At 65.5% G+C, this 18,722-nt stretch carries 18 protein-coding genes; 3 read left to right on the forward strand and 15 right to left on the reverse strand.

Annotated features, from left to right (window positions below; translation table 11 throughout):
• Positions 1 to 3: 3 nt before the first annotated feature.
• Positions 4 to 1,026, reverse strand: a complete 1,023-nt coding sequence (egtD, locus tag F792_RS0112875; RefSeq protein ID WP_018145478.1) for an L-histidine N(alpha)-methyltransferase — start codon at positions 1,024 to 1,026, stop codon at positions 4 to 6.
• A 71-nt stretch (positions 1,027 to 1,097) separates the two neighbouring features.
• Between egtD and egtC the strand changes: the two genes are divergently transcribed.
• The 3 genes from egtC to F792_RS0112890 are packed head-to-tail and all read left to right on the forward strand — an operon-like array spanning position 1,098 to position 3,848.
• A complete protein-coding gene (gene egtC, locus F792_RS0112880) occupies positions 1,098 to 1,880 on the forward strand; it encodes an ergothioneine biosynthesis protein EgtC (protein WP_018145477.1) in 783 nt (260 codons plus the stop codon).
• Between the two features lie 15 nt (positions 1,881 to 1,895).
• The gene (locus F792_RS0112885) at positions 1,896 to 3,086 is read left to right on the forward strand and encodes an SUMF1/EgtB/PvdO family nonheme iron enzyme (RefSeq protein ID WP_018169952.1); all 1,191 of its coding nucleotides are present in this window, start codon (positions 1,896 to 1,898) and stop codon (positions 3,084 to 3,086) included.
• A 12-nt stretch (positions 3,087 to 3,098) separates the two neighbouring features.
• Complete coding sequence (locus tag F792_RS0112890) at positions 3,099 to 3,848, forward strand: SIMPL domain-containing protein (protein WP_018169953.1); 750 nt, start codon at positions 3,099 to 3,101, stop codon at positions 3,846 to 3,848.
• A gap of 594 nt (positions 3,849 to 4,442) precedes the next feature.
• Here the strand turns inward: F792_RS0112890 and F792_RS0112895 are convergent.
• The 14 genes from F792_RS0112895 to F792_RS0112960 form a co-directional block, all read right to left on the reverse strand.
• Positions 4,443 to 5,132, reverse strand: coding sequence for a hypothetical protein (locus F792_RS0112895; RefSeq protein WP_018169954.1), 690 nt, complete (start codon positions 5,130 to 5,132; stop codon positions 4,443 to 4,445).
• Positions 5,133 to 5,209: 77 nt separating this feature from the next.
• Positions 5,210 to 6,430, reverse strand: a complete 1,221-nt coding sequence (gene flgL / locus F792_RS0112900) for a flagellar hook-associated protein FlgL (protein WP_018169955.1) — start codon at positions 6,428 to 6,430, stop codon at positions 5,210 to 5,212.
• Between the two features lie 21 nt (positions 6,431 to 6,451).
• Positions 6,452 to 8,326 carry a flagellar hook-associated protein FlgK gene (gene flgK / locus F792_RS0112905; RefSeq protein ID WP_018169956.1) on the reverse strand — a complete coding sequence of 625 codons (1,875 nt, stop codon included), beginning with the start codon at positions 8,324 to 8,326 and terminating at the stop codon, positions 6,452 to 6,454.
• Between the two features lie 62 nt (positions 8,327 to 8,388).
• Complete coding sequence (gene flgJ, locus F792_RS0112910) at positions 8,389 to 9,429, reverse strand: flagellar assembly peptidoglycan hydrolase FlgJ (RefSeq protein ID WP_018169957.1); 1,041 nt, start codon at positions 9,427 to 9,429, stop codon at positions 8,389 to 8,391.
• Positions 9,429 to 10,646 (reverse strand): flagellar basal body P-ring protein FlgI, encoded by a 1,218-nt coding sequence (locus F792_RS0112915; protein ID WP_018169958.1) that lies wholly within the window; start codon positions 10,644 to 10,646, stop codon positions 9,429 to 9,431. The genes flgJ and F792_RS0112915 overlap by 1 nt, the downstream gene beginning before the upstream one ends.
• Positions 10,647 to 10,673: 27 nt before the next feature.
• Positions 10,674 to 11,372: a flagellar basal body L-ring protein FlgH gene (gene flgH, locus F792_RS0112920; protein WP_018145469.1), complete on the reverse strand. Its 699-nt coding sequence runs from the start codon at positions 11,370 to 11,372 to the stop codon at positions 10,674 to 10,676.
• Positions 11,373 to 11,376: 4 nt separating this feature from the next.
• Positions 11,377 to 12,165: a flagellar basal-body rod protein FlgG gene (gene flgG / locus F792_RS0112925; RefSeq protein ID WP_018145468.1), complete on the reverse strand. Its 789-nt coding sequence runs from the start codon at positions 12,163 to 12,165 to the stop codon at positions 11,377 to 11,379.
• 34 nt (positions 12,166 to 12,199) lie between these two features.
• The gene (gene flgF, locus F792_RS0112930) at positions 12,200 to 12,940 is read right to left on the reverse strand and encodes a flagellar basal-body rod protein FlgF (RefSeq protein ID WP_018169959.1); all 741 of its coding nucleotides are present in this window, start codon (positions 12,938 to 12,940) and stop codon (positions 12,200 to 12,202) included.
• A 32-nt stretch (positions 12,941 to 12,972) separates the two neighbouring features.
• A complete protein-coding gene (gene flgE, locus F792_RS0112935; RefSeq protein WP_018169960.1) occupies positions 12,973 to 14,199 on the reverse strand; it encodes a flagellar hook protein FlgE in 1,227 nt (408 codons plus the stop codon).
• 37 nt (positions 14,200 to 14,236) lie between these two features.
• On the reverse strand, positions 14,237 to 14,911 hold the full coding sequence (locus F792_RS0112940; protein WP_018169961.1) for a flagellar hook assembly protein FlgD: 675 nt from the start codon (positions 14,909 to 14,911) through the stop codon (positions 14,237 to 14,239).
• Positions 14,912 to 14,921: 10 nt separating this feature from the next.
• Positions 14,922 to 15,341 carry a flagellar basal body rod protein FlgC gene (flgC, locus tag F792_RS0112945; protein ID WP_018169962.1) on the reverse strand — a complete coding sequence of 140 codons (420 nt, stop codon included), beginning with the start codon at positions 15,339 to 15,341 and terminating at the stop codon, positions 14,922 to 14,924.
• Between the two features lie 312 nt (positions 15,342 to 15,653).
• Positions 15,654 to 16,061 carry a flagellar basal body rod protein FlgB gene (gene flgB / locus F792_RS0112950; protein WP_018169963.1) on the reverse strand — a complete coding sequence of 136 codons (408 nt, stop codon included), beginning with the start codon at positions 16,059 to 16,061 and terminating at the stop codon, positions 15,654 to 15,656.
• A 216-nt stretch (positions 16,062 to 16,277) separates the two neighbouring features.
• Positions 16,278 to 17,093 carry a protein-glutamate O-methyltransferase CheR gene (locus tag F792_RS0112955; protein WP_018145462.1) on the reverse strand — a complete coding sequence of 272 codons (816 nt, stop codon included), beginning with the start codon at positions 17,091 to 17,093 and terminating at the stop codon, positions 16,278 to 16,280.
• Positions 17,094 to 17,297: 204 nt separating this feature from the next.
• On the reverse strand, positions 17,298 to 18,236 hold the full coding sequence (locus tag F792_RS0112960; RefSeq protein ID WP_018169964.1) for a chemotaxis protein CheV: 939 nt from the start codon (positions 18,234 to 18,236) through the stop codon (positions 17,298 to 17,300).
• Positions 18,237 to 18,722: the final 486 nt, after the last annotated feature.

The following is an 18,722-nucleotide window of genomic DNA, read 5'->3' on the forward strand; positions in this document are numbered from 1 at the left end:
CGCTCAGTCCGCCCCCGGCCGCAGCAGAAACAGGGAGTACCACTCCTCGGGCGCCGACCACTGTGCCGCATGTTCGAGCCCGGCCGCCGTCAGCAGACGGTCGATGGCCTCGCGGCTGAACTTGCGCGAGATCTCGGTCCGGATCACCTCGCCTTCGGCGATCTCCAGAACCGCCTCCGGCTCCGACACGCGCACCGTCTGCTGCCGCCGCGACACCAGGTGCATCTCGATCCGCGAGAGGTCTTCGACGAACGGAGCGCGATGCTCGAAACCCTCCGGATCGAAGTCCGCCCCCAACTCGGTATTCAACACCGACAGCAGGTTCAGGTTGAATGCCGCGGTTACCCCCGCCGCATCGTTGTAGGCCGCCTCCAGGACCGGGCGCGGCTTGACCCGGTCCAGCCCCAGCAGCAGCCGGTCTTCGGGGTTCATGGTGTCGCGGATTCGTCGCAGCAGTGCAGCCGCCTCGGCGTCCTCGAAATTCCCCAGACTGCTGCCGAGAAAGGCAAACAGGCGCGGACCGTCGGCTTGCGCACCGGAAACATCGGCCAGATGGGTCAGCGCCGCCGCATAGTCCCCGCACAGGCTGTCCACCCGCATCTGATCGAAGCGCTGCAGGAGTCGCGCGCCGGCCTCGTCGAGGATCTCGCCACAGACATCGTTCGCGACGTAATGGGGCGCGGAGACGCGGGCTTCCAGCGCCGCCAGCAGGTACTCGGTCTTGCGCGACGTCCCGCTGCCGAGTTCAAACAGCGTGCGCGCCCCGGACGCCTCCAGGATCGCTTCGGCATGCCGCTCCAGCAGGTCGGCCTCCAGGCGCGTGGGGTAATACTCCGGGGTATCGCAGATCGCATCGAATAGCTGCGATCCGCGCGCATCGTAGAAATACTTCGGCGGCAGGGACCGGGGCGGCTCGAGCATCCCCGCGCGGAAATCGGCCAGCAAGTCGGCGTGGGCGTCGCGTTCCTCCACCACCTGGCGGCTGTAACGAGGGGAAATAGAGACAGCACTGGGTTCGGCGGACATCCGGGCTTCCGTATCGGGGTGGTTTGCGGCACGCTAGCACGAAACCCCGGACGCCCCAACTGACCCTAGCCATGTGCCGACACCTCGCCTATCTGGGTCCTCCGATCACGCTCCGCAGCCTGATCCTGGATCCGCCACACAACCTGATCGAGCAAGCCATGGCCCCGCAGGAGCTGGTGTATGCCCGCGTCAACGCCGACGGCTTCGGCTTCGGGTGGTTTGGCGAGGGGGGCGTTGCGCGCCACTACCGGCGCGCCGATCCGCTCTGGCAGGATCCCAACCTGGTGGATCTGGCCAGCGACATGACCCAGCCCCTGTGGGTTGCCGCCATCCGCAGCGCAACCCCCGGCTTCGGCGGCGACACCGTCAACGCCCAGCCATTCGCCCGCGACGGCCTGCTGTACAGCCACAACGGCCTGATCAGCCGCTTCCGTCCCGACATCCGGCGCCAGATCCAGAACATCCTCAGCCAGGAGGTCGAATCGAGCATCGAGGGAACCACCGATTCCGAATACCTCTTCGCCCTGGTCCGGCAATACCTGGCCGATGACGACAACGCGACGCTGGAGGGCGCCCTCGGCGAGGCGTTCTCCACCGTGGAGACCTGGCTGGGGGCCGACACCGCCCTGCTGAACGTGATCCTGTCCGACGGCCGCCGCATCATCGCCAGCCGCCATGCGGTCAATGCGCCCTGTCCCAGCCTCTACTACACCACCGATGACGAGACGTTCCCCGACGACAGCGTGGTCGTGGCCTCCGAGCCCCTCACCGACCGCGAACGCTGGCGCCCGGTCCCGCCCGGCCATCTTCTGATCCTCGATCCCGACGAACCGCCGGAACTCCTGGCGCTGTAACACGCTCCACCGGATATGAATGCCGCCCATCCGCAGCCAAGTGCAAGCCCGCACCCATCCGACCTCCTGGACTGCCTGGCGACCCAGCACGACCGCCTGAACACGGCACTGGAGTCGACACCGGGGAACGAATGGCGCAATCAGTATCACCCGGACCTGAGTCCCATCGGGTGGCACTACGCCCATTGCCATTTCATCGAGGCGGTATGGCTACACGAACGCATCCTGGGTGAACCACCGCCCGACCGGCGCGACTGGCACGATCTCTACTTCCCGGAACAGAGCCCGAAGTGGCGCCGCGGCGGAAGACTCCCGACGCGCCAATCCCTGCTGGAATGGGGCCAGGCCAGCCAGCAACATCACCTGGACTTGTTGCACAACCATCCGGCGGTGCGGCGCCATCCCCTGCTGGAGCGGGACTACCTGACCGGTTTTCTCGCGCAGCACCACGCCATGCACCTGGAAAGCCTGGAGCAGGTGCGCTGGTTCGCCCGCCTGCATCGCCCCGCCCCACCCCGAACGCAGGAGCCAAAACCCGCACTGGCGGCCGGCGGCGACTGGATCGAGTGCCCGGGCGGCGAACATGTCAGCGGCAGCGACGCGGCGACCGCCTTCGACAACGAGCGTGGCCTCCACCCGGTCCGGCTCGCGCCCCACACGATCCGCTCGCATCCGGTCTCCAATGCCGAGATCGCCGCGTTTATCGAGGCCGGAGGCTACCGCCCGGGCCCCCACTGGGACCCGCCGGGTCGAACCTGGCTGGAACAAACGGGCATCGAGGCACCTCTCGGATGGTGGAACCTACCCGACGGCACCCGGGTACAAACCCTCCCCCACGGCACCCAGACACTCGATCCGCATGCACCCGCCGTCGGACTCTCCTGGTTCGAGGCCTCGGCCTACGCCCGCTGGGTGGGTGCCCGCCTCCCCCACGAACACGAATGGGAACACGCCGCCCAGGCCGGGCGGTTGCGCGCCACGGGCCAGGTATGGGAATGGTGCGGCAACCCCTTTCAGCCCTACCCGGGCTTCCAGCCCTTTCCGTACAAGGAATACTCCCTGCCCTGGTTCGACGGCGAACACTACGTTCTGCGCGGCGGAAGCGCCTGGAGCGATCCATTGCTCACCCGCTCTACAATGCGCAACTTCTTCACCCCCGAAAAACGTCACGTGTTCGCCGGCCTCCGGCTTGCGCGCAATCTGTAGAGGTTCATGAACATGCCACCGAAGAACACCCCCCTCGCGTCCCGCCCGTCCTGGCTCGTCGCCGGGCTCGCCGCCCTGGTCCTGGCGTTTCCGGCTACGGCCATCGCAAGCGACGGCGGAACCACGCTGGCCCTGACCGGCAAGGCCGAGCGCCAGGTCGCCAACGACCACATGACCGTTCTGATGACGACCGAGGCCCGCGCCCCGGAGGCCGCCACGGCCGCTGCCACCGTCAACCGGAACATGCAGGCCGCACTGGAACGCGCCGGCGAACAGGATGGGATTGACGCCCGCACCATCGGCTATTCCACCCGCGCCATTCACGACTCCGACGACCGCAGCCGCATCAATGCCTGGCTGGTCCAGCAGAACCTGGAACTGACCGGAGCCGATTTCGATCGGTTGACCGAACTGGTCGGCGCGCTCCAGCAGCGGGACCTCAACGTCAGCCAGATCCGATTCTCCCTCAGCCCCGAGGCGCGCCAGGAACATCGCGAGGCGATGATCGAAGAGGCGATGGAAGACCTGAAGGAACAAGCGCGCGTCATCGCCCGCTCGCTGGGGGCCACGCACCTGCGCACGCTGGAAGTGGAATTGCCGGACGACCACTACGATCGGCCACAGCCCATGATGGCCATGCGCGCCATGGACGAGTCAGCCAGCCAGCCGTCGCTGGAGGCCGGGCATTCCACCCTGACCCTCAGCGTACGTGGACGCCTGCAGGCCCTGGGCGCCGAGACCCTGCGCGTCACCCCGCGTTAGCACCTACCTCACCGTAGGGTGCTGTGAGGTGCCAGCCGAACCGCACCGTTCCCATGCAGGCCCCGGTCCACGAGCGCCCCGCGCCACGATCGGTGCAATTCGCTGCGCTCATTGGCACCCTACGTCGTTCATGATCAGGGATAGCCCTCGGATATGTAGAGTCCGTAAACCGCCCCTCGGCGAGCTACCAACGGGCGCCACAAGGCCGTACACAGCCCAAGCCGAGGCCCGCAACAAACAGCCCCCAATCCTCATCCCGGCCACAGCTCTCCCATTCTCGTCATCCCGGCCGTAGCGCAGCGAAGAGCCGGGATCTCCCCGCGCACGAACACCCCGACATCTGTGCCACCTCCAACGATGCAGATCCCGGATAACCGCTGCGCGGTTTCCGGGATGACGACGGTGAGGATCCGGGCGGCCGATGGGCTTGGGACTCCATGCCATTGCCCTTTATGCGTTGCGTCTCCCTGAGGATCGAAGCACATCAGGGGCACCGCAACCGCCCCGCACTCCTCCGCGCCTAGTAGAGGCATTGACGGAAAAATGAACGCGTGCGGGAAACGGTGTGATTCGCGGACGGACTCGGGGGCGGCTTTAGCGGGCGAGTTCCAGCACCAGTTCGCCGTCGCGCACCTCGATGGACTCGATGCCCGCGCGCAGTTGCTGGAAGGGCTCCAGCGCCAGCAGGTCCTCGTCCTTCAGCCTGCCCAGCCATGCATCCGGCAGCGGGATTCCGGCGACGCTGACGCCGACCAGGCGCGCATGCACCCGCCCATCCTCGGTCTCGAAGCGCACCCCCGAGCGTACATTCAGGACACGACCTCCCAGCAGTGGGATATCCGCCGGAACATCGATGCGCACCCGAGTGCTGACCTGCCCCGGCGTAAGACGCATGGCCACGCGTCCGGCCAGGTCCGGGTCCTGGGCGATCAGGGCATTCAGTTCGCGTTCGCTGAAGCGCACGCTGCGCGCCTCGGCGCGTTCCTCGTAGAGTTCCGGGACCAGCGGCTCGGCCTCGGCATCGAGATCGATGATCGGGTCTCCGGGCGCCTGATCCGGGCGGGGCTCGGCATCGCGCGGCCCCAGCGCCTGCAACTTGGCCTCCAGCTCGGCCTGCTCCTCGACATCCAGCGTCACCGCCTCGGGCTCGCCCGACTGCAGGTGGATCACACCCCAGAAGCCGGCCCACAACGCAGCCAGGATCAGCAGGACGATCAGGTAGCGCGGGGGACGCCCGGTAGAACGGTACTGGATGGGCGCGGAGGGTTCGTTGTTCTTGGCCATGCCGGACTCTCGCAGATCAGGACGGCGTCATGGTCGCACAAAGGCGCAACCATGGCCCGCCCGGCCAGGGAGACGGATCAGAGGAAATCGAACAGCGACAGTCGGTTCACCTGGGTATAGGTCTGCTGCGCGGCCTGCAGGGCCACCTGCTGCTGGTTGAAGCGGCTGATCGCCTCGGCGTAGTCCAGGTCGCGAATCTCGGACACCGCACTGTTCAGGTCCACCAGCCGGTCCTCGTTCAGATCCTTTTGCTGGTCAAAGGTCTTCAGGCGCGACCCCACCTCGGCGCGGATGTCGCTGAAGTTACCCAGCGCGGCATCCAGATCGGCAAGCGCGGTGTTGCTGGCCGTGGCGAGATTTGCCCGGCTGCGGCCGCTGGCACCGCCCTCTTCCAGGGCCGCAATGATCGCGTCCAGGGTCTCGAACACGCTCTTGTTCTCCGCCGGACGTGACACGACTTCGTCACCCGCCTCCGGCGTACCGCTCAGGGTGATGCTGCGGCCGGCGAACTCGATCGACTCACCCGGCACGTAGGGGACGGCTAGCTGGATCTCGGCATCGTCCTCATCCTTAATCATGTATTCCAGCCCGTCGGTACCGAGTTGGAAGGTGATGGTGTAATCCCCCGCATCGAGCTCGGAGGAATCGACCACACCGGTGCGCTCGACCACAAGGGTACTGTCCGGTTCACGGGTTCTCACTTCGGCCCCGACCCTTCCGTCATTCTCGGGGATATCCATGAACACGCGCGCGCCAGTGTCGCCCACCGGGATCTTCCGGTTGGCCGAGATCGCGACTTCGCGGACACTCCCCGTCCCTTCGGCGCCGAAGTAGTCAACCTCGCCATTGCCGTCCTGACGGAAAGGCTGATCAAGGGACTTCGTGCCGGCGAAGAGATATTCGCCGTTCGGATCCTTGGTGTTGGCGATGTCGAACATCCCTTCGCGCAGCTGACGCAGCTCGCCAGCAAGATAGCCGCGCGTCTCGTTGGTCTGGCTGTCGTTGTTGCCGGCCACAACCAGCTCGCGCGCCCGCTGCAGCAGGTCCGTTCCGCTCTGCAGGGCCGATTCCTCTTGCTGCAGACGCGGTTGGGTGTTGTCGATGTTGCGCTGGTACTGCTTGGTCGACTGGATGATCCGCTCGAACTGATTGACCTGGGTCGCACCGCTCGGGTCGTCGGACGGCGACAGGATGCGCTCGCCCCGCCCCATCTGCAGCGAGGTCCGGTTGAGCTCCGTCTGGCCGCGCTGGATCTGGTCGATCCCGGTCTGGAAGATCTGGGTGGTCGAAATGCGCATGTCCGTGTCTCCGGGTGGGCGCTAGCGGCGGACCGCGCCGAGCAGTGTATCGAACAGCGAATTGCTGACCGAGATGACCTGGGCCGCCGCCTGATAGGCCTGCTGATAGCGGATCAGGTCCGCCGCCTCTTCGTCCAGATTGACGCCGGATACCGCCTCGCGCTGGGCGCGCGCCTGCTCCAGTTGCGCATCGGCCGATTCCTGCGCGACCTGCGCCTGGCGGGTGCGCGTGCCGACATTGGCCAACAGGCTGTTGTAGCCATCCCCGAAGGTACGATCACCGCCCACCAGCCGTTCATCCGACAGATCGTTCATCGCCAGCATGTTGCGGTTATCGCCCGGGTGGTCCTCATTGCTTCTCACCACGAAGGTATCCCCTTCCGCTGGCGTGCCGCGGATCTCCATCTCCCAGCCTTTGAACGCAATGGTTGTCACGCCGTCAGGGCCGGTCTCAACGGTTGGATCGTCATCACCGTCGACAACAAACCCATCCCCATCAAACTCGACGGTAACCGAATCCAAGTCGAGGGCGTCGGCGTCCACCGCGCGAACCGAGGCGATCGTGGCATCCCCTTTGTTGTCCTCGCCGAGGTCGGCCCGCACGGCGGCCGCAGCCGCAATCCTAGAGGGGTCTGTCATCTCCACAGACAAATCCCGCGCGCCGTTGCGCGTCGGCTGGATCAGCCACTCGTCCCCTTCCTCGGCATCATCGATCGCATCGGTATTTACTCGGATCCCGTCGAATTCGAGCACGCCGTTGTCGGATGTTTTCGAGGTGCCATCAGACAACCGGGTCAACTCGTATTCGCCCCCGACATTACGCAGACGGTAGTCGGACGTTGTGATGGCGCGGACATCCGTGATCTCCACTTCCGGGACACCACCGGACTCATTTCCCGGGAACCCACGCACGGTCGGCTCACTGATCCCGAAGATATTCGCACCCAGATTGCCCTCCAGGTCCAGCCCGAGGTTATTTTGCTGGTTGAATTCCTCACCGATGCTGATCGCGAGCCGGCCCAGGGTGTTCTGCGCTTCGTCGATGATCCCGCCGCGTGTCTCCAGCAGCGCGCCCAGCTCGCCGCCCTGGATGAAGCGGGAGATGTTGACCGGATCGCCGCTGGTGGCCAGTCCGATGTCCGGCGAACGCGGGTCCCCGGTCAGCGACTCGGCGACCAGTTCGCGGTTGTTACCGCCCAGCACCAGCGCCTGGCCATTGCCGACGAACACATTCACCGCGCCGTCGTCCTGTTCGGTGATGCGGACGTTCACCTTCTCCGCCAGCTGATTCAGCACGCGATCGCGCTGGTCCAGCAGATCGTTGGGGCTGCCTTGCGTCGACTTGGATACGATCTCGCGGTTGAGCCCGGCGACCGCCTCGGTCAGCGAGTTGATCTCGTCGACGTTGGTGCGGATCTGGCCGTTGATGATGTCGCGCTGCTCCTCGATGCGCCGGTCGATCGAGGCGAAGCGCTCGGCCAGAGACTCCGCTTCGGTCAGGAAGACCGTGCGCGCGGCGCTGGAGGTGGGGTCGTTGGCCAGGTCCTGGCCGGCATCAAAAAAGTCCTGCAGCACCGGCGTCAGGCCGGAACTGGAGCTGCCCAGCAGGTCGTCGATGCGCCCGGCCAGCGACGCCTTCAGCTCGGCGTTCGACTGATCGGAGATCGAATTGCGCAGCTGGGTGTTCACGAAGTCGTCGGAGATCCGCCGGATCGTGTCCACCTGCACGCCCTGGCCCTGGAAGCTGCCCCCCAGGAACTGCGGCGTCAGGTTGGACAGCTCGGTGCGCTGACGGCTGTAGCCTTCGGTCGCCGAGTTCGCGATGTTGTTGCTGGTGGTGCCGATCGCGCGCTGGAACGCCAGCAGCGCGGAGGTGCCGATGCCGGACGCGCTCATGCCCGTGCCTCCCGCGACAACGCCTGTTCAATCACCGGACTGGGCCATTTCTTCTTCATGCTCTACCCCTTGGTACGGGTAACGGCCGCATCGGCCGCGACTTGAGTCGATCCGCTGTCACGATGCGCGGCCATCTGGTCGCGCACCCGCAGGACCTTGTCCGCGTAAGCCGGGTCGGTGGCATAGCCGGCGTCCTGCAGCTCGCGGATGTACTGCGCGTCATCGCCGGCCTGCAGGGCCCGGTGGTAACGCGGATTGTTGCGAATGAAATCGACGTAATCGGAGAACGACTCGGACGGATCGGCATAGGCCCGGAAGCGTGCCTGTTCGCGCTGGGCGACGCCCTCGCGGAACTCCAGCGTCCCCACGGAGACGCGATCGCCATCCCAGCGGCTGTCGGCCTTGATCCCGAACAGGTTGAAACTCGGCTGGCCATCGGCCCGCGACGGCACGTGCTGCCCCCAGCCGGTCTCCAGCGCGCTCTGCGCCAGCAGGATGCCGGGCTCGACGCCCAGCTCCGCCGCGGCATCCCGCGCCAGGGGTTCCAGGGTCTGCACAAAGTCCGCGGCATCCCGCGGCGGCCACGCGATGGGGGCCGGTTGCGGCGCCGCCTTGCGAGCCGCCTCCGGCGACACAGCTTCCGGGCGTTGCGGGCCCACCGGGCGCAACTCGAATTCCGCCTCGCCCTGCAACGCCCGCAGGGTATCCAGCTCCGACCGTCGACGCGGCATTTCCAGGGCCGCCTGGCGATCCGGATCATTCAGTGTCTCGGGATCGACAGGCTGCTGGGCGGAGAGCTGGCGCATCAGGGCATCACGGAGGCCGATGCCGTCGCCCTGGCTCATGGCCTTGGCGAACTCCTGATCCTGCATCTCCAGGTACATCTCGCTCTGGTCGTTGTCGAACAGGCCGTCGCCCAGAGAGGCCTCACGCATCTGCTTGAGCATCTGGCCGATCAGCATGGCCTCGAACTCGCGAGCCACGGCCTCCAGACCCTTCTGATCGCCCGAACGCGCGCCCCGGGCCAGGTCCTGCAGACCACTGGGGTCCGAGGCCATGGCCGCGCGGGCCTGCATCTGGGTATCGACGCCCGAGCCAATCATCAGATCACCACCAGCTCCGCACGCAGGGCCCCGGCCTCGCGCAGGGCCTCCAGGATCGCGACCAGATCGCCCGGCGCCGCGCCCACGTTATTCACGGCGCGGACAATCTCGTCCAGCGAGGCGCCCGGGTCGAACAGGAACATGGTGTTGTCGCCCTCCTCGATCGCGATGTCGGTATCCGGCTGGATGGCGGTCTCGCCCTCGCCAAAGGGCGCAGGCTGGACCACTTGCGGTGCCTCGCTGATGGTGACGGTCAGGCTGCCGTGGGAGACGGCCGCAGGGGTCACCTGCACACTGGAACCGATCACCACGGTCCCGGTACGCGAGTTGACGATCACGCGCGCCGGCGGTGTGCCGCGTTCGATCGGCAGGTTCTCCAGCTCGGCCACGAAACCGACCCGGTGATCCGGGTTCGCCGGCGCCCGCACCCGCACGGACGAGCCGTCGAGGGCATGGGCCACGCCATGGCCGAAGGTATCGTTCACCGTCTGCACCAGGCGGTTGGCGGTGGTGAAATCCGGTCGGTTGAGGTTCAGGGTGACGTGATCGCCCTGGGCGAACGCGGTCGGGACCTCGCGCTCCACGGTTGCGCCGTTGGGGATACGGCCGACACTGGGCACGTTCACGGTGATGCGCGAGCCATCGCTACCCTCGGCACCGAAACCGCCCACGATCAGATTGCCCTGGGCGATGCTGTAGGTCTGGCCATCCGCCCCCTTCAGCGGCGTCATCAGCAGCGTGCCACCGCGCAGGCTGGTCGCATTGCCCATGGACGACACGGTGATGTCGATCCGCTGCCCCGCCTTGGCGAACGGTGGCAGTTCAGCCGTGACCATCACCGCGGCCACGTTGCGCAGCTGCGGGTTGCCGGCGTCCGGCGTCAGCCCCAGCTGGCCCAGCATATTGTTCAGGCTCTGCACGGTGAACGGGGTCTGGGTGGTCTGGTCCCCCGTACCATCGAGGCCGACCACCAGGCCATAACCGATCAGCTGGTTATCCCGCACGCCGGAGACACTGGCCACATCCTTGACCCGCTCCATGTAGCTGCGCTCCTGCATGGCCACCTGCTGCTGCATCGCGGTCTGCGCCGAGACCGCGGCACTCCCCAGCCCCGCCACCAGCAGCGCCGCCAAGAGCAGTAGCCCCAGCCGGCGCCAGTCGCCGAACGGCGCAGCCGGTAAGCCTGAGGCGCGTTGTGTCGTGCGTGTGGAATCCATGTCGTACCTCGCCACGGTCATGCCGGGTCAGAAGGGCCAGATCGGGCTGTTGAAGAAGCGCGTGATCCACCCGGGTGTGTTGCTGTCCGCCAGTACGCCGGAACCGCCGTAGTACACGCGGGCATTGGCCACCTGGGTGGAGAGCACAGTGTTGTTGGTGGTTACGTCCACCGGGCGCACGATGCCGCGGAAGCGCACGTACTCCTCGCCCTGGTTGATGCCCAACCATTTCTCGCCCTGCACGACCAGGTTGCCGTTCGCCAGTACCTCGGCCACGGTCACGGTGATCTCGCCGTCGAGCTGGTTGCTCTGCGAGGAGTCCCCGGACCCGTCGAAGTCCCGCGAACTCGAGTTGCTCGCCCCAAACAACGGGCGACCATTGAACGTGGCATCTCGGCCGAAGGCCGAGAGATTGCCCAGCTCCAGGTTGGAATCCTTGCCGGTGGAAGTCGACGCAGACTTCTGCGCGTTGGTGCTCTCCGCCAGGATGACCGTCAGGATGTCGCCGACATTGCGCGCCTTGTAGTCCTCGAACAGCCCCTGGGAGTGGGCGGCCTGGTAGATGCCGCCATTGTTCTGCGACTGCGGGACCGGCTGCGCCGGCATCACCGGCTGGTACTCCGGGTTGTCGTCCGGCTTGGTCGTCTGAGTGGCGGCGCAGGCGGACAGCAACAATGCGGCGGTCACGGCCAGGGCCAGGCGGAGAACGGTTCCGAGGCGCGTCATCACATCACCCGATCGTCTGGTTGACGAACTGCAGCGACTGGTCGGCCGCGGAGATCGCCTTGGAGTTGACCTCGTAGGCGCGCTGGGTCTCGATCATGTTCACCAGCTCCTCGGCGATGTTCACGTTCGAGGTCTCCAGCGAGCCCTGCACCACGGTGCCGGTGCCGTTCAGGCCCGGCAGGGACTGCTGCGCCACACCCGAGGCCGCGGACTCGCGGAACAGGTTTTCGCCCACCGCCTGCAGACCGGCCGGATTCACGAAATCCGCCAGCTGGATATTGCCCAGCTCCACCGGGGCGGCCTGCCCCGGGATCTGCGCGGTCACCGTGCCGTCCTTGCCGATCGAGAGGGACTGGGTGTCCTCCGGCACGAACAGACCCGGCTGCAGCGGGTAGCCATTGGACATCACCACCTGGCCATCCGAGTTCAACTGGAAGCTGCCGTCCCGGGTGTAGCCCACATTTCCGTCCGGCAGCAGTATCTGGAAGAACCCGCGGCCCTCGATGGCCATGTCCAGCGAGTTGTCCGTCTGCTGCAGGTTGCCCTGCTGGAACATCTTCTCGGTGGAGACGGCGCGCACCCCGGTACCGATCTGCAGGCCCGAGGGCAGCTGCTGATCCTGAGTGGCCTGGGCGCCTGGCTGGCGCACGGTCTGGTAGATCAGGTCCTCGAATACCGCCCGGTCCTTCTTGAAGCCGGTGGTGTTCACGTTGGCCAGGTTGTTCGAGACCGTCGACATGCGCGTGTGCTGCGCATCGAGGCCGGTCTTGGCGATCCACAGTGCCTGGTTCATGGTGTTCTCCTGTCGTTACTCTCGAAGCCGTGCATCAGCCGAGGCCGAGCAAGCGGTTGCTGCTTTGTTCCAGCGTGTTGGCGCTGTCCATCATCTTCACCTGCATCTCGAAGTGACGGGACAGCTCGATCATCCGCGTGAGCGCCTCGATGGTGTTCACGTTGCTGCCCTCCAGCATCCCGGAGACCACGCGCACCTCGGCATCCGCCGGGGCCTCGCCCCCTTCCGCCAGGCGGAACAGGCCGTCATCCCCGCGCTGGAGCTCGTCGGTGTCCGGATTCACCAGGCGGATGCGTTCCACCGCCGCCAGGGCCTCCGGGCCCACCCCCAGGGGGCGCACGCTGATGGTGCCGTCGGTGCCGATCTCGATCTGCTCCGCCGGCGGGATGGCAATCGGACCGCCATCCCCCAGTACCTGGTGACCCTGCGCGGTGCGCAGCAGCCCAAAGGCATCCACATGCAGCGAGCCGGCGCGGGTGTAGCCTTCCTCCCCGTCCGGGCCCTGCACCGCGATAAAGCCTTCGCCCTCGATGGCGATATCCATATCGCGCCCGGTGCTCTGCATCTTGCCCTTGCTGAAGTCCACCGCATCGTTGCCGATCTGGGTGTAGTCGCGCGAGGCATGGCCCGGCCCGCGCACCGGCAAGGTATCTGCCGTGGCCAGCGCCTGGCGAAAGCCGTCGGTATTGGCGTTGGCCAGGTTGTGGTTGTTGATGGCCTGTGCGTGCATCGTCTCCTTCGCACCGGACATCGCGATGTACAGAAATCGATCCATGCTCAAGCCCTCTTCAGCGTCTCATCCGCGACTTAACGGATGTTGATGATCGTCTGGGTGACCTGATCGGCCGTCGAGATGGTCTGCGCGTTCGCCTGGAAGTTGCGCTGCGCGGTGATCAGGTTCACCAGCTCCTGGGCAATATCCACGTTGGAGGCCTCAAGTGCCCCGGACTGGATGGTTCCCAGGTTGCCGGTCCCGGGTGCCGCGAACACCGGCTCGCCGGCCGCGAAAGTCTCGGCCCAGTTGTTGTTGCCCAGCTGCTCCAGGCCCTGCGGATTGGTGAAGTTGGCCATCGCCACCTGGCCCAGTACCGTCGACTGACCATTGGTAAAGCGGGCGAACACCACACCCGAGTCGTCGATGTCCACGCCGGTCAGGCGCCCCGACGCGAAGCCGTCCTGATTGAGGTCGTTAACGGCAAAATCGCCGCCGTACTGCGTGGTACCGCCGAAATCGATTTCGAACTCGAGGGGGTTCGCGCCATTGTCAAACTCAACGAACACTTCGGGCGGGATACGGTCAACGCTTTCGATCGAGCCACTGCCATCGAAGGTAAGTTCGTATGGCGTGTCATCCGCTACACCGTCCACCGCGACATGAGCCGCCCATTGACCGACCTCTTCACCCTTGACGAAGTAGATGCTTGCATCACGCGCGGTGCCAAGCGAGTCATACAGTGTCAGCGACGTTGAAAAGTTGTAGGTATCGGGCTCATTCAAGTTGAATGGCTCCTCCGGCGGCGGTTCGGCATCGGAGCGCAGATTGAGCAGAGCTTCCACCGAAGTTGTCGCGTTGGGCGGTGCCGCGCCGGTCTGCAGGCGAATGTCTTCAAGCTGCCCCGTGTTGAAGTTCGGGTCGGCCGTATTGGGGTCCTGCGGCGGATAGCCCTGCAACTGCTGACCCTGGTTGTTCACCAGAAAGCCGTCGCGATTGACCTGGAACTCCCCGGCCCGGGTATAGGCCGTGCTGCCCTGGTCATTCAGGACGAAGAAGCCCTCGCCGTTGATGGCCAGGTCCAGGCCGTTCTCGGTGAACTCGGTCCGGCCCTGCGAGAACTGCTGGGTCACCGCCTGCAGGCGCGTACCGGAGCCGATTGCCGTCTGGCTGATACCGCCGAAGCTCTGGGCGAACACGTCACCGAACTCGGCACGCGAGCGCTTGAAGCCAGTGGTCCCCGAGTTCGAGACGTTGTTGCCGGTGGTCTGCAGGTCGGCCTGGGCCGCGTTCAGTCCGCTCAATCCGATATTGAAGGGCATGGGGTGTTTCCTCCGTCAGGGTTCTTGTTGCGGGGCGTCAGCCGCCAATCCGCCGTACATCCGAAAAGCTGATCTCGCCCAGGCCTTGCACGGTCAGTGCCAGCCCGGAGTCATTGCCCACCGCGACGCTCTCCACGCGGGCATCCAGGAAGGTATCCACGGCCTCGGACTGGGTCCCGGAGCGGGCCGTGGCCTTGAACTCGTAGACGCCCGGGGGTGCGAAGGTCCCGTCGTCGCGCATGCCGTTCCAGCTGAACTCCTGCAGGCCGCTGCCGGCGGCCCCCAGGTTCATGCGGCGGATGCGCTCGCCGGTCGGGCTGTACACGTCGATCTGCAGCTCCTCCGTGGAGCGATCCAGGTCCACCGCACCCTTGACCATGCCGTCCGGACCCAGCTCGCCGAATTCGACGGGAACCAGCACGTCCTTGCCTACCAGTGAGGCGGCCTGCAGCGTCTGGTTCTGGCCCAGCGACTGCGCCAGCTGCTGGAAGGACTTGGAGAGCTCCTCGATGCCGGTTACGGTCGAGAACTGCGCCATCTGGCCCAGGAAGTCGCCGTTGTCCATCGGCTCCATCGGATCCTGATTCTCCAGCTGGGTCGTCATCAGCTTGAGAAAGTCGGACTGGCCCAGGCGGTCCATGTCCTTGTCCTGTTTCTGCTCGGGGCGCGAGAGGCCCAGGCGATCCAGCAATTCGGGGGATATCTGTGTCATCGATGGCTCCCTAGCCTTGACCGATCTGCAATGTGCGCTGGAGCAGCTGACGCGAGGTCTCCATCACCTCCACGTTGGCTTCGTAATTGCGCGAGGCGGACATCATGTTGGCCATCTCCTCCACCACGCTGATGGCCGGACGGAAGATGTAGCCCTCCTCGTTGGCCTGCGGGTGATGGGGTTCGTAATGCGCATGCGGCGCCGCCTGCGACTCGGTCACGCCGGCCACCCGCACGGAGGTCGACGAACCGTTCGGGTTGGCCTGGTCCATCACGCTCTGGAACAGCACCTGCTTGGCGCGATAGGCCTCGTCGGGGTTGGTCGCGGCGGTGTTCGCGTTGGCCAGGTTCGAGGCCACGGTGTTCAGGCGCACCGACTGCGCCGACAGCGCCGAGGCGGAGGTATTGAACAGGCTGAAAAGGTTGCTCACGACATCGATCTCCCGATCAGGTCCGCGTTAAGGAAACACTGATTGATGTACACGCTCGCGCTCGAGTCGCTTTTGCGTGCGAACAAGGCGCGGTGACTGCCGTGCAGTCATTCTGCACAAAGGAACCGCAACGCCGTTCCCGCGCAAAAGCGGCCGAGCCCCTACTTTCCATGACTTGCGGGGGTTGGCACCCCAGGTTCCCCGATCCTGCGTTGCGGCACTTGCCGGTAGAACCACTACCGGCTGCGCACCGCGCCTTGGCTCGGAAAACCTGGGGTACCAACGCGAGTGTGTACATTAATCAGTGTTTCCTTAACGATCGCCCCGCAGGGCTTCGCGGATGCCGGAGACCCGGCGATTGAGGAATTCCAGACTGCTCTGGTACTGCACCGCGTTCTCGGCAAAGGCGGCCCGCTCCATCTGCGGGTCCACCGTGTTGCCATCCAGCGACGCCTGCGAGGGGACGCGGTAAAGCGCCTCGACCTGCCCGTTCATCGCGCCGGCGTTGGGGTCGAGATGCGCCGCCTGACTGCGCGCCATGGGCAAGGTGTTGCCGCCGCCGGCCGCGGATTCGAGCACCGCACGAAAATCGATATCCCGCGCCTTGTAGTTCGGGGTATCCGCGTTGGCGATGTTGGAGGCCAGCAGCTCCATGCGCTGCGCCCGCACATTCACCGCCTGCGGAGAAATACCCATCGCCTTGTCGAGAGAGAGACTCATCGCTTCCGTCCTGTCCGCCCGTGGCGGACCCTCGCTTGGAGAACGGGGCGCACCGATTGCGACCCTTCGCAGGGGGACTGAAGCAATCGTTATGCCATTCTCGAGCGGCGTGCCGCAGGGGCGCAGGCACAGCGGGCAGCCAGGGGAAGGGATGGAACGACTCGCCGCCCGCATTGCACGGGCGTTCCCGGGAATCAGCCCCGGGGCTGGATTACGTCAGGACTTCAGACGAAGTACCGAGCCGTACTCGGTTCGTACGGTCTCGAAAGCCTGGGTATAGGGCCCTGCGGTCTCGGAAGCGCCAAGAAACAGATACCCGCCCGGATTCATCTGCCGGGCGATAGCGTCAAGAACCTGTCGCTTGGTGTCGCCCGAGAAATAGATCAGCACGTTGCGGCAGAACACCAGGTCGAACTTGCCCAGCGCCGCATAGCTGTCGATCAGGTTGAGCTTCTGAAAGCGACAGCGCCGCTGCACATCCGGGATCACCTTGTGGCCATCCGCGACGGTCTCGAAGAAGCGCGCGCGCCGGCTCTCGCTGAGCCCGCGCACGATGCTCAGGCCGTCGTACACGGCCCGCCGCGCATCGTCCAGGATCTTCTCTGACAGGTCCGTGCCCAGAATGGAGACCGGTACCTTCCGGGCCGGCCGCGACTCCTCCCATTCCGAGACCACCATCGAGATCGTATAGGCCTCCTGCCCACTGGAGCAGCCCGCGGACCAGACCTTGATGCTGCCTCCCTTCGCGGCCAGTTCCGGCAGCAGCACGTGGCGCAGGATCTCGAACGGAAAGCCATCGCGGAACCAGGACGTCTCGTTGGTCGTCATCGCATCGATCACGCGGGTGCGCAGGCGCGGATTCGGGGCCTGCCGCATCGCATGCAGCAGTTCCGGGACGCTCTTGAAGTCGAACTCGTCGAGCAGCCGCGACAGACGACTGGAAACCAGGTACTGGCGGCTGTCACCCAACACCAAGCCGCAGCAGTCCTGCAGGAAGCGGGAGAACTCCTCGTAGTCGCGGGAATCGATCACCGAGTCATCCCTGAGCGCTGTCCATCGTGATTAGGCATCCTGATGACGAATCCTTGACCGGGGCCGCTTGGCCGGAAAACCGGGGTGATCCCGAAGATCGGATCGAGTATACGGCGTCGCGCGCATGGCACCATACACACCGACTTCCGGCCACCCGTCGCCGCTCCGGGCTTGCCGGGCGGCGACGCGGTTCCGCCCGACCGGTCATTCGGCCTGCTGACTCTCGCGCCCGGTCTGATCCAGTACGGCATTGGCCAGCTCATCGGGATTGAACTTGGAGAGAAAGGCATCCGCGCCCGCGCGCTTGACCATGTCGGTATTGAACTCACCGCTCAGCGAGGAGTGCAGCAGCACCTTCAGGTCCTTCAGCGCGGTGTTGTCCCGGATGCGCGCGGTCAGGGTGTAGCCGTCCATGCGTGGCATCTCGATATCCGAGATCACCATCTCGATCTGGTCACCCACCGGCCCTTCCGCGGCCTTCTGTTCAAGGAAATCCAGTGCCTCCTGGCCATCCTTGAAGACGTCGTATTCGAAACCGAGGCCCTTGATCGCGCCCTCGATCTGCTTGCGCGCCACCACCGAGTCATCGACGATCACGACCTTGCGCCCGCTGGCCTCTCTGGCGTTCTCGCGGATGGATGGCGAGACCTCGCTGGGCAGCGGATTGACGATGGAGAGCACCCGTTCGACGTCGATGATCTCGACCAGCTTGTTGTCGATCTCCGTGACGGCCACGAGGAAGGATTCGCGCCCGGTTCCGCGCGGGGGCGATTTCACATCCTGCCAGTTCACGTTGACGATGCGATCCACCGCCGACACCCAGAAGCCCTGCACCGAACGATTGAACTCGGTGACCACCACTTTCTGCTCCCCGTTGTCGACCGCCCCGACGGCGCCACGCAGGCCCATCGCTCGCGCCAGGTCAATGATCGGCACGGTACCGCCACGCAGCGACGCCACCCCGCGCACCACGCTCATGGAGCCGGGAATCTGACGCAGCGGTGGCGACGGAATCACCTCGCGGACCTTGAAGACATTGATCCCGAAGGTCTGCGACCCGCCCAGATGGAACAGCAGCAGCTCCATGCGGTTCTGCCCCACCAACTGGGTTCGCTGATTCACATCGTCAATGAATTGACTCATCGTGCCGCTCTCCTTGCCCCGATTGCTCTAGGCACCGGACAGGCCTCAAAGGCCAAGTGTGCACCGCGCAACCCCGGCCTGTCATTTGCATTCGCGCGCATGCGCCTGCTGGCGCCGCCTCATGGTGATAACGGCCGCCCGCGACGGGCCTTGAATGCACGCGTGGCGCCGGATGATCAGTCATTGGCACGACATCTGCATGTTTTTGCGTACTGAAACCGCACGCGATTCGCTCGACAACGACGCAAGATCCGTCAAACCCGAGCCATTCGCGCACAGTCCGACGCCCGCACCGACCTGGCTGCGCAGGACAGGACAAAACAGGACCGCGACATGAACCAGCGCCGACACATTTCAGAATTTTCTTCCGCTTCCAGGGAGACGCTGATCCGTTCGCTCGTTCGCGTTGGGGCCCTCTTCGTTCCGGAAAAAGGCGGCCGGTCCGGTGCCTCGCCAGCGAGCGCAATCGACTCGAGCGCAAACGTG

The sequence above is a fragment of the Thioalkalivibrio sp. ALMg9 genome (assembly GCF_000380625.1).
Lineage (GTDB): Bacteria > Pseudomonadota > Gammaproteobacteria > Ectothiorhodospirales > Ectothiorhodospiraceae > Thioalkalivibrio > Thioalkalivibrio versutus.